At 58.5% G+C, this 15,751-nt stretch carries 12 protein-coding genes; 2 read left to right on the plus strand and 10 right to left on the minus strand.

What is annotated here, in order from left to right:
* The 8 genes from GGR00_RS17525 to GGR00_RS17560 all read right to left on the minus strand — a co-directional run bounded on the left by GGR00_RS17525 (position 1) and on the right by GGR00_RS17560 (position 11,875).
* Positions 1-573, minus strand: a complete 573-nt coding sequence (locus GGR00_RS17525; protein WP_246441439.1) for a copper chaperone PCu(A)C — start codon at positions 571-573, stop codon at positions 1-3.
* 93 nt (positions 574-666) lie between these two features.
* A complete protein-coding gene (locus GGR00_RS17530; protein WP_184700167.1) occupies positions 667-3,387 on the minus strand; it encodes a heavy metal translocating P-type ATPase in 2,721 nt (906 codons plus the stop codon).
* 148 nt (positions 3,388-3,535) lie between these two features.
* Positions 3,536-5,281: a peptidylprolyl isomerase gene (locus tag GGR00_RS17535; protein ID WP_343065577.1), complete on the minus strand. Its 1,746-nt coding sequence runs from the start codon at positions 5,279-5,281 to the stop codon at positions 3,536-3,538.
* A gap of 401 nt (positions 5,282-5,682) precedes the next feature.
* The gene (gene hflK, locus GGR00_RS17540) at positions 5,683-6,804 is read right to left on the minus strand and encodes an FtsH protease activity modulator HflK (RefSeq protein ID WP_184700169.1); all 1,122 of its coding nucleotides are present in this window, start codon (positions 6,802-6,804) and stop codon (positions 5,683-5,685) included.
* Entirely contained in the window at positions 6,801-7,763 is a 963-nt protein-coding gene (gene hflC / locus GGR00_RS17545) for a protease modulator HflC (protein ID WP_184700170.1), read from the minus strand. Before hflC ends, hflK (GGR00_RS17540) begins: the two co-directional genes overlap by 4 nt.
* Positions 7,764-7,788: 25 nt before the next feature.
* Positions 7,789-9,336 carry an FtsH protease activity modulator HflK gene (hflK, locus tag GGR00_RS17550; protein ID WP_184700171.1) on the minus strand — a complete coding sequence of 516 codons (1,548 nt, stop codon included), beginning with the start codon at positions 9,334-9,336 and terminating at the stop codon, positions 7,789-7,791.
* A gap of 368 nt (positions 9,337-9,704) precedes the next feature.
* Positions 9,705-11,150, minus strand: coding sequence for an ATP-binding protein (locus GGR00_RS17555; protein WP_184700172.1), 1,446 nt, complete (start codon positions 11,148-11,150; stop codon positions 9,705-9,707).
* Entirely contained in the window at positions 11,147-11,875 is a 729-nt protein-coding gene (locus tag GGR00_RS17560; RefSeq protein ID WP_184700173.1) for a response regulator, read from the minus strand. Before GGR00_RS17560 ends, GGR00_RS17555 begins: the two co-directional genes overlap by 4 nt.
* A gap of 373 nt (positions 11,876-12,248) precedes the next feature.
* On the opposite strand from GGR00_RS17560, the gene GGR00_RS17565 reads away from it, so the two are divergent.
* Both GGR00_RS17565 and GGR00_RS17570 read left to right on the plus strand, forming a co-directional pair.
* On the plus strand, positions 12,249-13,076 hold the full coding sequence (locus tag GGR00_RS17565; protein ID WP_246441441.1) for an endonuclease/exonuclease/phosphatase family protein: 828 nt from the start codon (positions 12,249-12,251) through the stop codon (positions 13,074-13,076).
* A gap of 38 nt (positions 13,077-13,114) precedes the next feature.
* On the plus strand, positions 13,115-13,639 hold the full coding sequence (locus GGR00_RS17570; protein WP_184700174.1) for a hypothetical protein: 525 nt from the start codon (positions 13,115-13,117) through the stop codon (positions 13,637-13,639).
* Between the two features lie 11 nt (positions 13,640-13,650).
* On the opposite strand, the gene GGR00_RS17575 is transcribed toward GGR00_RS17570, so the two are convergent.
* Both GGR00_RS17575 and GGR00_RS17580 read right to left on the minus strand, forming a co-directional pair.
* Complete coding sequence (locus GGR00_RS17575) at positions 13,651-14,997, minus strand: Nramp family divalent metal transporter (RefSeq protein WP_184700175.1); 1,347 nt, start codon at positions 14,995-14,997, stop codon at positions 13,651-13,653.
* 310 nt (positions 14,998-15,307) lie between these two features.
* Complete coding sequence (locus GGR00_RS17580) at positions 15,308-15,721, minus strand: MerR family transcriptional regulator (RefSeq protein ID WP_184700176.1); 414 nt, start codon at positions 15,719-15,721, stop codon at positions 15,308-15,310.
* Positions 15,722-15,751: the final 30 nt, after the last annotated feature.

A 15,751-nucleotide genomic window follows, 5' to 3' on the forward strand; every position in this document is an offset into this window, starting at 1 on the left:
CTATTCAGCATCGCTTTGCAGCTTGTAGCCTATTGCGTCATCAAAATAGCGAACACCGCCGATTTCGTCATAACCATGGCCTTCGTGCTCGGTGCCGTTTCCCGTCTCTGCCGATACATTCCTCTGCACGAGGAACTCGACTTCAACGCTCCCGGCCCGGGCAAACTGCAGCGTCGCTTTGAAGCTGTTCCCCTCGATCAACTGCTGGCTGGGGTTGATAAGCATGAGGTGAATCCCCCCGGGTGCCAACTCGACCTTGGCGCCCGCGGCGATTTCAACTCCTTCCGGAAGAGGCCGCATGCGGCCTATGCCGTCGCCCATGGTCATCTGGTGGACTTCGATCCGGTCAGCAATCGGTGTCGAGCCGCCGGTAAGCGTGTCTGGTGCAGCCCCTGAATTCGTCAGCGTCAGATAGGCTCCGGCAACGGGGGCGGCAGAAGGCATGACTCGTGACCATGGATGGTCGATTCTGAGATCACCTTGCGAGAACTTGTGCGCTACCGATACTGTAGAGTACAATGTCGCAGTCAGCAAAAGGGCGATTTGTACTGTCAGCTTCAGAACTGAAGACAACTACCTTACTCCGGCTGATCTCGTCGCGTCGAGGTTTTATCGTGTCGTTGTAGCGTGTGCATCATGGAACACTTCGTTGTATGCACAGTGCTATCATGTTTCTTGAAGGCCTTTCCATGCGAGCAGGCGCATTGCATTGGCTGTCACCAGAACTGTGGCACCGGTATCGGCCAGGATCGCCGGCCACAGGCCGGTTACACCAAGGACCGTCGTCACCAAGAAGACGGCCTTGAGGCCGAGCGAGAGCGTAATATTCTGGAAGATATTGCGCATCGTAAGGCGCGACAGCATGACCATGTTGGCCACGTCCTTGACCCGGCCGTGAAGGACGGCCGCGTCTGCCGTCTCGAGCGCGACATCGGTGCCGCTGCCCATGGCGATCCCGATATCGGCGGCGGCGAGTGCGGGCGCGTCGTTGATGCCGTCGCCGACCTTGGCGACGAACTTCCCTTTCGCGCGCATCTCACCGACGATCTTCTGCTTGTCCTGAGGCATCAGTTCGGCGCGCGCTTCCATGCCGAGCGATGCGGCGATCGCTTTTGCCGTGCGCTGGTTGTCGCCGGTCAGCATGACCGTCTCGGCGCCTAGATCGTGCAGGGCCGCTATTCCCTGCCTTGCATCTTCCCTCGGTTCATCGCGTATCGCGAAAAGCCCCGCCACTTCCTTGTCCGCGAGCAGGACAGAGACAGTCTTGCCCTCGTCGTTCAGCCCGGCGATCTGTATCAGCAGTTGCTGATCCAGCGAGACCTCTTCAGCCGCTGCACGAGGCGAAGCCAGGAACAGTCTCACGCCGTCTACGGTGCCGACGACGCCTTTGCCGCCGACGGCGCCTGCGTCGGTAGCCTGGGCAATCGAGACTTTCTCGTCGGCCGCTTTTGCCAGGATGGCGACTGCAAGTGGATGACTCGATCCCGCCTCAAGCGCGGCAGCGAGCCTCAATGTTTCGCGCTGGTCCCGGGCGACGCCGACGATGTCGGTGACCTTCGGTTTTCCTTCCGTGAGCGTCCCCGTCTTGTCGAGCGCGACGTAGTTCACCTTGCCGAGGTTCTCCAGCACCGCGCCGCCCTTCATGAGGAGGCCACGGCGCGCGCCGGCGGAGAGTGCGGCGGCGATCGCGGCGGGCGTTGAGATGACGAGAGCGCAGGGGCAGCCGATCAGGAGCACCGCGAGCCCCCGGTAGATCCAGGTGTTCCATTCGGCGCCGGCCAGCAATGGCGGCAGGATCGCGATCAGCGCGGCGACAACCATCACGCCGGGCGTATAATATTTCGAGAAGCGATCGATGAAGCGCTCGGTCGGAGCCTTTGACTCCTGGGCCTCCTCCACCAGTGCGATGATGCGGGAGATGGTGTTGTCGGCGGCGGATGCCGTCACGCGCACCTTGAGCACGCCCTCCTGATTTACCGTGCCCGCAAAGACATTGTCGCCCGTCTCCTTGCGCTTCGGCACCGACTCGCCGGTCACCGGCGCCTCGTCGACGGCGCTTTCCCCGGAAACGACGACGCCATCGGCAGGCACCCTGTCGCCGGGCCGGACAAGGACGATCATGTTGACAGCAAGGCTGTCGGCGGGCACGGTCTCGGTAGTTCCATCGCGCTCGACAAGCGCCGTCTTCGGCATCAGGGCCGCCAGGGCACGAATGCTGGCGCGTGCCCGACCCGTCGCTATTCCCTCGAGCAGCTCGCCGACGAGGAACAGGAAGACAACGACGGCGGCTTCTTCGGCCGCGTCGATGATGACCGCTCCGATCGCCGCGATCGTCATCAACGTCTCGATGGTGAACGGGCTTCCATTCATCGCGCCGGACAAGGCGCGCCTTGCGATCGGTATGAGGCCCACCGCCATCGCAATAATGAAGCCCCAGGGCTGGGTCTGCGGAAGGAACTGCGAAAGGCCGAAGGCGACCGCCAGGGCGAGGCCGCAGACGATGGTCAATTGCGCTTTGGATGTCTTCCACCACGGCCCGTCTTGCGGTCCGTGATCATGTCCGTGCATCCCCTCCAAGGCATCAGGCGGGCCGGACGCCGCGATACTTTGTGCGGAATCGAGGACTGCGGCGGGCGCCGTCTGTCTGTCGGCCAATATCGGCGCCGCCTTATAGCCAAGGCTGTTCACCTTTCGAGCAACCCCGTCAATGTCAGCCTGGACTCCGTGCATGACTGTCATTGTGCCGGCGACAACCGAAACCTTGACGTCGGTGACGTCCGGCATCCGTCGTACCGCCGTGTCGATCTTTGACGCACAGCTCGCGCAATCCATCCCAGAAATGCGAAAACGAGTCTGATTTTGGGCGGCCGGCGTTGGATCCTCATTCGGATGAAGCGCCCTGCGGTCGTGAACTGAATGATCGTGTCCAGGGTGGCCGTGGTCATGATCGTGCTTGCAGTTCGGACCATGCACGTGTCCGGCGTGGTCGTGGCCCGAATGATCATTCCCCGCGCCAGCATGGTCATGATCGTGCTTGCAGTTCGGATCATGCACGTGTCCGGCGTGGTCGTGGTCCGAATGATCGTGCACCGCGTGATCGTTGGCATGATCGTATTTGCGGTCGCCACTCTGTGCCAGAGCCACCGGCATCGTTTTCTTGGTCGCGCCGACCCGGGTTGCCTTATAGCCTAGTCGGGTCACCTTCTGGCTCAGTGAGTCGAGATCGAGCTCGTCACCATGTTGAACACTCATTGTACCTGCGACGACAGATACATTGACGTCTGTCACACCCGGCGTGCGTCGAACCGCCTTTTCGATCTTCGCGGCGCAACTTGCGCAATCCATACCTTCAACCCGAAAGCGGGTGCGGCGCCCTGAAGCGGTCATTTTGGTGTCTCCTGTCTCGCAGGGACCGGAAGATAGGACCTGTAGTAGCTAGAGGGTCAAGGGGCTTTCAGAAAATCTTCGCCGTCGCAACGTGCTCGCTCTAACGCAGCGTTTTCGCGGCAAGGCGAAGCAGGGAAAATTGGAGCAGCTATTCGCTCGAGGCCGTGCTTTTGAGATATTCTTCCAGTACCTGAGGATACAGTTGGACTTTTGCCTCTTGCAGCTGGCGTCTCTGTAATTCCTCTGCCATGGTGCGATGCTGTTGGTTGGTCAGGTACTCTTTAAGGTACGGTCTAGCCTCGTCAATTGTGAGCTTTTGCGGTGCAGTCCGCTCCTTGATTTCAACGATGTAGATGCTGCCCCCTAGCTCGAAAGGTTTGCCCGGCTTTCCAGGCTGCAAGCCTTGGATCGCTTCGTGGAACGGATGGCTCATCAATTCGCTAAACGGGTCCCCGCTTTCGCCGATCCATTCGGAAAATTCTCCACCACTAGAAGATGTTTCGACATCCTCGGAATATTCCTGGGCCACTGAGGCGAAATCTGCTGCTGCCGGGTCGGCTCCCGTCAGCTTTCCATAGGCTTCATCTGCGCGTTCACGCGACCGCTTTGCCTCATCCTCGTTTGATCCCAAGCCGATGCGGATGTAGCGGATTTTTGATTTCGGTGGGCTGACAAGGCGATTGCTGTTCTCTGTGTAAAGAACCTTGATCTGCTCTTCGGTAACATCGATGCGGTCGTCTACCTCTTCCTGCTCCATCATTTGGCGTAGCAGACGGAGTCTGGTCTCGTCCGCAAGCGGCTTGTCTGCGACATCGAGCAAACTGTCGTAGGTGTCCGATACCAGCAGCATGCGATCGATCAACGCGTTCGCCAGGCGCTTCATGCCTTCGGCTCCAGCGAATTGGCCGCGAAGTGCGGCTTCCTCGTACTCCCTGTAAAAATCACGCAGACTGTAGCGCTGCCCTTTGATCGTGAAGAGCGTCTTTTCGCCGTTGTCGGCAAACCATCGCTGTTCCTTTTGTGCGCTGACGGCCGTGACGATTTCCGAGCGGACTTCTGCAAAGCTCTTCGCACCGGCGGGAATGACTTGCTGAAGGCGAACGATGAAATAGGACCCCCCCGCCTGAAACACCGTTCCCAGCTCGCCGGCAACCAATGTGAAGACGTTAGTGTCCCAATCGGAATTTCTACTGCCTTCGGTGACTTCAGCACTGGGTAAGAAACGCGCTTTCGAGAACCGGGCGGCTGTCGCAGGAAATGTTGCCCCACCCTGGAGGCTCAGCAGGGCATTGGCAGCCTCCCGTTGAGCGTTCGTGCCGAATTCCGATACGGGAAACTCCAACTCATCAACGATCGCGCGGCGCGGGATCTTGAACTGATCGACGTTCTGCCGGTAGTGGCTCTCAAGCTCCTGCTGCGTGGGAGAAGGTACATCAAGCAATTCGAAACTGCGAGTGACCGATGCGCTCGTTCGTAGCTTCTCTATATAGCCTTCAACAAAAGCCGGTTCCTGTTCGGCGACAAGGGCCTGCCGTATTTCGTCGCGGACGTCGGCAAAGGTGCGTCCTTCGTATCGTCCTTTATTTTTGTCAAAGTAATCGCGGATGCTGCTTTCCGAGACTGAAATCCGCTCGGTGTGGAGTTGGTTTGCGAAAGATTCAAGGCTTATGTTCTCATTTATATGCTTGACCGCATGTTGGAAGCTCTCGTCGGCTTCTGGTTTACGATTGGCTGCCCATCGCAGGATAAGTTGATCCGATACGAGGTCTTCCACGGTTTCCAGGAGCATGTCCTGCGACATGGTGCCTGGACTGCTATTGGACGACAACAGCACGTCCAGATGTGATTCGATGTCTTCGAGGGTTATCTGACCACTTTCGAAGGTCGCGACCACATTTGGCGCCGGAGGTGATGGAAGCGCCATGTCGGCGAAGTAGTCAGACGAAACGAACAGTAGCGTGCCGGGAATGGCTATGATCGCGAGAACGCTGGCCCCATACTGGCCTAGTGTCAGTCGTCTCCCCGGATTCTGCTCAGATGGGGCTGTCTCGGCCGGCCCGTTTCTCTCTGACGGGATATCGCATGCGGAATGGGAAGTGAATCCGGTTACTTCGTCATGGGTAGTCGCCGCAAATGTGCTAGCTGTGATTGGCTTTGGTGACGTGATTGGAACGGGCGGCTTTGTCTCCGATTCCGACTGTCGTTCAGTTGCAGGTTCGCTGGTCTGGCGCGATTGCTTTCCTCGGAGGCTATCGAGGAAGTCGGACCAGCTCTGCCGCCATCCATCCGCCATGGTTAGCGCGATGCCTCTTCGGTCGTGCCATTCTTGGCGCCATAGAGTCTGAGGTTGAACGTGCCACCGTTGGCGTTGTCCAGTGCATAGACCTGAACACGGGGCATGATCCTTTCGATGCTTTCCAGATACATCCGATATCGGGTTATGTCTTCGCCGTACGCCTCGGCGTTCTTCCGATATTCATCCCAAAGAAGGTCGAATGCGCGTGCGGTGCCACTCGCGTTTGCGAGAATTCGGGACCTGTAGGCGGAGGCCTCCGCCCGCACTTGCTGTGCTTGACCCCTGGCTTCCGGTAGGCGGCTGTTGGCATAGCCCCGCGCTTCATTGATCAGCCGGGCCTTTTCCTCGCGCGCTGTGTTGACCGCTGTGAAAGCGTCCGCCACGTTTGCCGGAGGGAACGCTTTCTGCAGGTCGACGCCGACAATAACGAGGCCGGTACGGTATTCGTCCAAGCGGGATTGTGTCTCCTCGCGGATAGCTTGTTGCAAGGACTGCCGCCCGCTGGTCAGCAACGCATCGACCGGCAGCCGTGTTACAAGCCTGGTCACAGACGCTCGCAACGCGTCCCGCACAATGCGATAGGGGGCATACTCGACGTTTGTGATGTAGTCGGCGGGCACGCTAACTTGGTATTGGACGATGACTTCCACATCGACCACATTGGTATCACCGGAGAGTGTTTGTAGCTTTGTCGGAGGTTCCGGATGTATGTGCTCTTCCTCGGGAGCGCTTATGCCGACCTGTTCACGCCTTACGCTGGTTACGTCGACGATATCTACGCGATCTATCGGCCACGGAAGCCGGTAGTGGAGGCCCGGCTCAACGCTGGGTTGGATGATCTCACCAAAGCGACGCACCACCGCGGCTTCTCCCGGCGCAACGGAATAGACACCAGTCAAGGCATAGCCGACGCCGATCAGCGTTACGGCGCCCAACAGCAGAGGGCCTGGTCTCAAGTGGGCAAGAGACACTTTGAGGTCAGCCAGGGCGAAACGTCCGCTTTCGGCAAGTGAGCGAGCGAGCAGCATCGATTTGGTCGCGATGTTGTGAACGATTGTACGGCCTCCAGGGTCGTCCGTCGTTTTTGCTCTGGGTGATGCTGGGACCTCCTCGTCCATCATTTATTGAACTCCGATCCGACGGCAACCTCGGGCGACTCATTCGACGATGGTGCGGTTGCGGTTGCGGATGAAGGGAGCTTCAGGGCATTTCGTGGATCGAGATATTGAAGCAGGTCTGAGTCGGCGGGCAAAATTAGCGTCGTGCCTTCATCGATGAACTTGTCGTATGCTTCGAGCGTTCGGGTAAACCGGTAGAAATCCTTGTCCTTGCCGAAAGAGCTCGCATAGATCGCGATCGCTTCCGCGTCAGCCGTTCCTCGGGTCTCTGCCGATTCGCGGTTCGCCGTAGCGAGAATCTTCGCCTTCTCTGTGTCGGCTTCCGCTCGGATCCGGGCTGCTTCTTCCGCACCTTCCGAGCGGAATTGTCGGGCGATCGCCTCTCGCTCCGAGCGCATGCGCTGAAAGACGCTTGTCAGGTTGGCTTCTGGGAATGTGAGCTCCTTGAGCTGGACGTCCGTAACGGTGAAGCCATATGCTCCAGTGCGTGCTGCGGCCCTTTCTTTCACGGCGTTCAAAGTATCCGAAAGGCTAGCCTCTGACGCGTCGACTGTGACGAGACTGCCAAGCTCGACCTGGCCCAGCGCAGCTCCGAGCTCCGCCTTGATGATATCGTTCAGCTGTGTGCCTGCGCCGCGCAGATTGTTGACGTTCTTGAGAAACGCCAGTGCATCCGTCACCTGCCAGGTTGCGTAGGCCTCCACCATAATGTTCTTCTTGTCTCTACTCAGGAACTCCGTTTTTGGGAGGTTGTAGACTTGGATTTGCTTGCTGATCTTCAGGACGTTTTGAATGGGGTCGGGTGCCTTGATGTAGAGACCGGGATATTCCAGGACGCGGACGGGTCGCCCGAACTGCGTCACGATCGCATATTCGGTGGTATCGACCTGATAGAGCGTCAATGTTGCTGCCAGGAAGCCAAGGCCCAAGATGCCCAGGGCGGTAATTCGAAGTGGTTTCATGGAATATTCGTCCTCGCGCCCGTCACTATTGTATTGGGGGGAGCAATTGTGCCTTGCCCTGTTGCGGTATCCAAAGATCGGTCGACTGTAATGTGATCGTCGGGTCCATCACAAATTTCTTCGAGCCTGCCAGCGACTTCTCGACGGCTTCTAGGTAGAGTCGCTGGCGGGTGATATCGGGCGCCGCTGCGTAGGCCTGTCGCCGCGCCTCGAAGTTCGCCGCGTCTCCTGCGGATGCAGCGAGCTTTTCAACTGCGTATGCTTGTGCTGTCTGTCGCATGATGTCGGCATCGCCGCGCGCGGTGGGAAGAACTTCGTTGCGATAGGCAAGCGCCTCGTTGACGAACGTATTGCGATCTTCCCGGGCACTTGCCACGTCGCGAAATGCGTCAGCGACTTCCTGAGGAGGCGCGCTTTCGAGCAACTGCACGCCGACAACGCGGATACCCGAGGCGCTGCGATCAAGCGACGCCTGTACAGCGCCAACGGCCTTTTCTTGTATTGCGGTCTTGTCGACTGTGAGAACTGCGTCAACGGCTTCCTCGCCGACGCTCTGACGCAAAGCCGCCACACCGGCTTGTAGGACGAGATCGTTGGGAGCAGACACATTAAGAACGAATGCAGAGGCATCACCGACTGCAAACTGAAGGCTGGCCCGCACAGAGATAAGGTTCTCGTCGCCCGTCAGCATCTGGAGAGGACCCGTCTCGATCCGCCGCACCAAGTCGAGGGCGACCACATCAACGGACTCTACCGGGTTCGGCCAACGATAGTGCATCCCTGGCCCGGCCTCTTCGATCACCTTCCCGAATCGCCTCACCACCGCCACCTCTCCCGGTTGGACCGTGTAGATGCCGGTGAGGAAATAGAGCCCGACCAATGCGAGCGCGGAAATAGGGGCATACACGCGTAACCAACCGCGACTATGGACATGGCCGTGTGCGTTTTCGCCTTCCACCTGCAGCTGCTCGCGATTTCGTAACGCAGTGATCGCGGCCGCCGCTATCTCGAACCCGGAAAGAAAAATCATGACGACGACGATGGCCGCGGCTGCCGTGTCCAGGTTTTGCAGGCCGAGGGCGGCACCTCCTAAGCCAGCAACGACGACGATCGATGCGTAGATGTCGACTTGGGAATGATATCCGCTGGCTATGAGTGCGGGGGAATCCGTCTGGCGACCTACGTAAAGCTTGTAGCGGGCAATGACGTAAGCGACGATGACGGTGACCAAAGAAGCCAGAGTGATTGGCCCGAGATTTCTTAGATCGGGCGGATCGCCTGCCAGGACCTCTCCGACGATATCGAACCCGACATAAAAGATCGCGGCCGAGACCAGGAGCGCCACCCAGTTTTCCATGGCACGAGCGCCGTGTTGAGCAGCCGCGGCTAGTTTTGTACGGCTCAAGAACAAACCGATCAAAACGAATACGCCGATCGCCAGATCTGCCAAGGAATGGATGGCGCTTGACCGAAGAGCCAGGCTTCCCGAGGCTGTCGAGAGCCAGAACTTGAACAGGATCAGCAGGCCGTTGATGAGTATCGTAACGAATACGGTGCGCTCTTTGCGATCCATCGCCTCTCGACTTTCGCGACAAGGAAAAAGTCTGGCTACCGTAACGCTCCTTGAACGGAAATAGTCGAAGCAGGGCGGGGTAAGACCACCAGTGTCGAAGATCGACCCATGGCAGTCCTCCCCGGATACCGTTCAGCGGAGAACTACAGTGCTGGATGGCACGTACACGACATAATTTACGGGAGTTCGTCGTAACCCCGTCGCGGTATGGCGAAATCTTTCACGACGGTGGCCTCGACACATTCTGCAATAATTTTCCGAAAGAGTTGTCCAGTTCGTCACCGTCACGCTCTATTAGGTCCATATAAGTCGGCATGAGGCGCTGGCGAGCATTCCGGCGTGGCCGCCGGCGAGGAGTTGCGTCTGAGCTAACGTGATCGACGGTTCCGGTAGGGTTCGTCTTTGTTGGCGTTAGTTCCCATCGGCAGCAGTACCCGTACGCAGAGACCTGCAGCTTCCCTGCGGTTCTCCAACTGGATAGATCCGCCGTGCATGTCCACGGCCATCTGGGCAATAGCCAGTCCCAAGCCCATACCGCCGGTGTTGCGGTTCCTTGAGTTCTCAAGGCGGTAGAACGGCTGAAATATGCGCTCCAGCTCCTCACTTGGAATACCAGGACCTTGGTCTGTAATGCTGATGTCGATCATTCCGTCCTTGACGTTGGCGACGACATTAGCGCGCTCTCCATACTTGAGAGCGTTGTCGATAAGGTTGGAAAGAGCTCGTTTCAACGCTAACGGGCGGCAAGCAGCAACGATGGTGCTATTGACGACCAATGTGACCTGATGTCCGGTGTCCGAAAAGTCGCTGCAGATCGCCTCCAGAAGAGATCCGATGTCCGTCGCCTGGAGCTCTTCCTGCGCTGTGCCCTCGCGTGCAAACGTCAACGTTGAAGCGAGCATCGTGTCCATCTCCTCAATCGAGGCGAGGATTCGACGCCGTGCTTCCGAATCGGCCAAATCCTCGGCCCTAAGACGAATTGTCGTCAGCGGCGTGCGCAAGTCGTGGGAGATGGATCCGAGCATGTAGGCGCGCGCCTCGATCGTCTGGAGCACCCGCTTCTGCATATTGTTGAATGCCCGGGCCGCTTCCCGAACCTCACTCGGCCCAGTCTCGGGCAAGGATGGTGCATACACATTCCGAGCGAACGTAGTGGCGGCGTTCGCAAACAGCGCAAGTGGTCTCGACATTTTCCTGATGGCCCACAGGGAAAGCATCAATACGATAACCAGAAACGCGCCGGTAACTGCCAGCTGTCGCTCCCACCCAGGCGCCGAAGCCATGGGCATCGAGGTTGAGAAGCTGAGCCTTTGACCTTCTGAGAGCGGAATGGAGACCAGCACGGCTTGGTCGCGGTCGTGCCCGTAGGCGAGGCGACTAAGTCGGGATTCCAGCCACCGTCGCCAGCTATCCCGCGCAGGCGCCGTGTTGCCGGGGTCAACATCACTTATGTCTACTGATATCGGCTCGTTTGTGTTGGGTCGAACTTGTCGTAGCAAGAGGTCGCCCAGCGTGCTGGTGCTGGTGCCTGTGGATTGAATCGTCTTGTTGCTGCTGGTCTCAGTTATTCTGACGTTGAACAGGTGGCCATCGGAAGAACGAACGATGCGATCCCTCCATTCATTTGGTACATTTGAAACGATATTTGCAATGGATGCGATATGCTGCGCGATGTGCTGCTCTTCTGTACGCGTAAGCGACTCCACCCGATCTTCCGATAGCACGAGCAAGGTCACGATATGGGTCGCAATTAGGCCGGACACGAGTAAGACGACAGTCCGACCGCTAAGGCTTTTCGGCAGCAACCCGGTCATCCACGGGACACGTCGGCGGAAAAAACATAGCCGTCGCCCCAAACTGTCTTAAGGATTTGAGGGTTTTGGGGATCCTCTTCTATTTTCCGGCGTAGTCTGCTGATTCTGGTGTCTATGCTCCGATCAATGAATTCGGATTCGCGGCCCCGCGTCAAATCCAAGAGCTGATCACGGGTTAGAACGATCTGCGGTCGCTCAACAAACACCCTCAGCAGGTTGAATTCGGCAGTACTTAGAGACAGCAGCGCGCCGTTCGTCGACTTCAGGGAGCGTGTCGACGTATCGAAGGTCCAGCGGCCGAAGCGCCACACGCACGCCGTTTGGCTTCGAGTACCCGTTGGCACCGATCGTGTCCTTCTAAGAACTGCGCGAATCCTGGCAACCAGTTCCCTCCCCCCGAATGGCTTCGTCAGATAGTCGTCAGCGCCCATCTCAAGACCAAGCACGAGATCAAATTCGTCGGCTTTGGCCGTGAGCATTACGACTGGAATGTTGGTCGTGGCTCTGAGATCGCGGCAAAGCGTGAGTCCGTCTTCGCCTGGCAACATGAGATCCAGAACCACAAGGTCGACGCTAGTCTCGATCAGGTGGCGACGCATCTGTCGCCCGTTTGCGGCGGCGCTAACGCGATATCCTTCCTTGGCGAGCAACCCTGCTACCAGGTCTCGAATGTCCTGATGGTCGTCAACTACCAGAATATGTCCGTTCAAACTGTCGGCTGGCACATCCGAACCTCTTCGATCGCTGTTGAAGCACGGGGGGAACGACCCTTGCACGTTCAGTGTCAGCCGCTCGAAGCGGCTGCTTCGCCTATAGCCTACAATCTCAAGGTGCTAGAGGTTCAAGAGCGTTCAGAGACCCTGGCCCGCGTTAGTTTGACTCACTGGCAAGGGCGAGAAGGACGAACTATTCATTGATCCGTCCCGACTGTCTTGCGGCCAAAGAATGCTCGATGCGACTGTGAAAGACGGACTTCGCGAGGCCGGGAACGTCGTCGTGGCGGTCCTCTGTGCTGGGTTTTCCGTAGCATCATTAGGATCAATGTTTCTCTCGACCACAATGTGGAGTGCGGACCTCGCAAATTTCTTGCGACCACACATGCTGCTTTTTGCAATATGCCTTTTCATATTGAGCTTGCTCTTCCGCCACCTGGCCACAGCGGTCTTTGGGGCATTTGCATTGTTGAGCGCTCTATCCCCCTTCTTTTTCTTGCCTGTACCCGCGCCCGCACAAGGCGGCGTGCCTTTTACGATCGTGAGTGCCAACGTCTATGTCGACAATCCCGATCCGGCGGATTTCCTGGCTCTTCCGGTCGTAGCGGATGCCGAAATCCTGGTGTTGCAGGAGATGACCCCGCGATGGCAGGACGCATTGGCTGCGAGCGGCCGGTGGCCGTTCGAAAGCAGTCGCGCCCTTCATGCCAACACCGACATGAAGCTGTTCAGCCGATTCCCGATCCTGGCTGCGAGAACTATCTCGCCCGAAAGCAGCGACACGGGCGGCCGCTATGCAATGCGGTACGTGTTGGCCGTGGGAGACCGGACTCTGATCGTGTATGCGGTTCACCCGCAGACACCAAGGAGTCCGCGCATGTGGCGCGAGCGGGCGGCCTACCTACGCGACCTAGCACAGGCGCTCAGATCCGAACAGCGTGATACCCCGGTTGTCGTCGCGGGGGACTGGAACACCCCGTCGTGGTCGCCCTTCTTCAAAGACCTGTTGTCCTCTACAGGATACAGGACGACGGAATCCCGTTGGTGGCCTCGCCCCACTCGCTTCAGTATGAGGTTTGGATCGTTGACGCAGCTTGGGACGCCGATCGACCGCATCGTACTGTCGCCGGCCGTGGGCCTGGATAGACTGGCGATGGGACCGACGTTCGGCTCAAATCACCTTCCCGTGATTGCGAGGCTGACACTTCCATAGGCCTGGCCCTCGGTCCGGATTGGAGGCAAGAGGAACAGATGCTTCGGATTGAGCGGACCAGACGAGCCTGGCCATGGCAGTTGTTCGGATTCCTTCTCGGGGCATCCCTTGCAAGCATTGCACCGGCTGCGGCCAAAGTGCCGACCGGTGTCTTCCTATGGTTTCCAGAGCGAGGGGTAGTGCCTTCCTCTGCGGATTGCGACGCGCTCGTGCGGCTTACGAGGCCCTCCCGTGAAAAGGCCGAGGCATGGCTTTGGGGCCGCGCGCCGTTTGGTTCGGACGTGGAATTCTACCTGTTCCTGGATCAAAGCAGGATGGAGCCCACCTATGCTGCGGAAGGCGATTACGATGCCGGGACGGTACGGTTCGGCGAGACCCGTGGAGACGAGAACCTCTTTGAACTCGTCCCGGATGACCATCCAACTGTCACGATAGAGGGGACAATCGTCGCGCCTGCGGACAGCTCAGTGATCACTGTCATCCTGCGCAATGTTCCTTCATCAAACGGCGCGGTCGACAGGGTATCCTACTTCTGCCGGTTTGAGGAAGACAGCGAAGCCTAAGGGCATCCCGATCAGGCCGCGGCAGCAAGAAAGTCGAACAGCAGCTTGATGTTCAGGGCGGCGATGACGAACGCGATGAAAAAGGCGAACGCTATCAGCGCGCGGGGCGCTACGAGGTCTCCCATCTTGCGTCGGTCGGCCGTGAACATCACCAACGGAAACACCGCAAATGACAGCTGAAGGCTGAGGATCACCTGTGTCAGGATCAGTAGCTGGGCCGTACCGCTTTCACCGTACCAGATGGTGATCGCCGCGGCCGGGATGATGGCGATCGCCCGGGTGATGAGCCGGCGGAGCCAGGGGGGCAGCTTGATGTCGAGGAACCCTTCCATGACGATCTGGCCTGCCAGGGTTGCGGTCACTGTCGAGTTTATGCCGCAGCAAAGGAGCGCGATCCCGAACAATGTCGGCGCTATGGCCGCGCCAAGCATCGGAGCCAGCAGGCTGTGCGCTTCCCCCAGTTCGGCAATTTCGGTCCGGCCGGTCGTGTTGAAGGTGGCCGCGGCAAGGATGAGGATGGACGCGTTCACGCAAAGCGCGAACATGAGGGCGACCGTCGAGTCGATCGTGGCGAATTTCAGGGCTTCACGTTTTTCCGGCAGGCTGTCGCCATAGTTTCTGGTCTGGACGATGCCGGAATGGAGGTAGAGGTTGTGCGGCATCACCGTCGCGCCAAGGATACCCAGGGCGAGATAGAGCATTTCAGGATTGGTGACGATCTCGGTGGTCGGCGCGAAGCCGCGAATGACGTCGCCCCAATTCGGGTCCGCCAGAACGATCTGAAGCACGAAGCAGACGGCGATCACCGCGAGCAGCACGATCACGAGGGCTTCGACCCAGCGGAAGCCAAGCCTTTGCAGATAGAGGATAAGGAACACGTCCAGCGCGGTGATCACGACGCCGATTTCCAGCGGGATGCCGAACAGCAGGTTTAGGCCGATGGCGGTTCCGATGACCTCGGCGATGTCGGTGGCAATGATCGCCACCTCGGCGAGCGCCCAGAGCGTGCGCGAAACGGCCTTCGGGTAGGCATCCTTGCAGGCCTGTGCCAAGTCCCTTCCCGAAGCGATCGCAAGCCGGGCGCAAAGCGACTGGAGAATGATCGCCATGATGTTGGAGATCAGGGCCACCACCAGCAGCGTGTATCCGAAGCGCGAGCCGCCTGCGATCGACGTCGCCCAGTTGCCCGGGTCCATGTACCCCACGGCCACAAGATATCCCGGTCCGAAGAAGGCAGCGGCGCGGCGCCAAGACGAATTCATGCCCTGCACGGCCACCGATCGGTGCACATCCGACATCGAGGGGACGGACGATCTGCGCTTCCAGCCGGTGGCGCCATCCGATGTCGGGTCGGTCATTTCTTACTCATTCTTTTGCAGTTGCATCTTATTTGCAATTACTGCATTGGCGAAACGTTGGCAAGGTGAGCGCTGCCGTGGCCTGTGCTGCAACAGACCCTGCCTCACGTGCTGTCTTTGAATGGGCTTCAAAATGGCAGGTAGATCGGTTTACCCGCCCTACTTCCATTGATTACCGCACTGGTGGCAATCGCAGGGCGTGCTGGACACCCGCGTCGATCTGTCGAACCAGGACACGAACCGCGCTTCCCGTCAGGAACGCACTAGCCTTCAAGCGATTGCTGGAATTGCGGTTCTGGCCGGCAGCTTTCTAGTGCTCACTCGCGCACAAGTCGTGGTTCGCCAACGACTGCAGAACATAGCAATCCTTGATATGATCACCGTGGCACCGAGCCGTTATACGCTCGAGTTCCTTTTCGAGTGGCCGGAGCTTCGCAATCTTATCACGCACAATTTCGAGCTGTCGGATCGCGATCTGATCCGCGTCGGCACATGGACGTTCGGGATGAGCACTTAGCTCCAGAAGCTCTCGGATAGCCTCGATTGTAAATCCAAGGTCGCGGGCGTGCCTGATGAATGACAGGCGTTCCCGATCCCGGGATTCGTATCGCCGCTGGTTGCCTTCGGATCGTTCGGCGGCGGTCATCAATCCCATCTGCTCATAATACCGAATCGTGGGAATCTTGACGCCTGTTGCGCGTGACAGCTCTCCGATTGTCAGCATCTCTTGCTCCAGTTTCTATAGCTATTATGT

The organism is Aminobacter aganoensis, assembly GCF_014206975.1.
GTDB lineage: Bacteria > Pseudomonadota > Alphaproteobacteria > Rhizobiales > Rhizobiaceae > Aminobacter > Aminobacter aganoensis.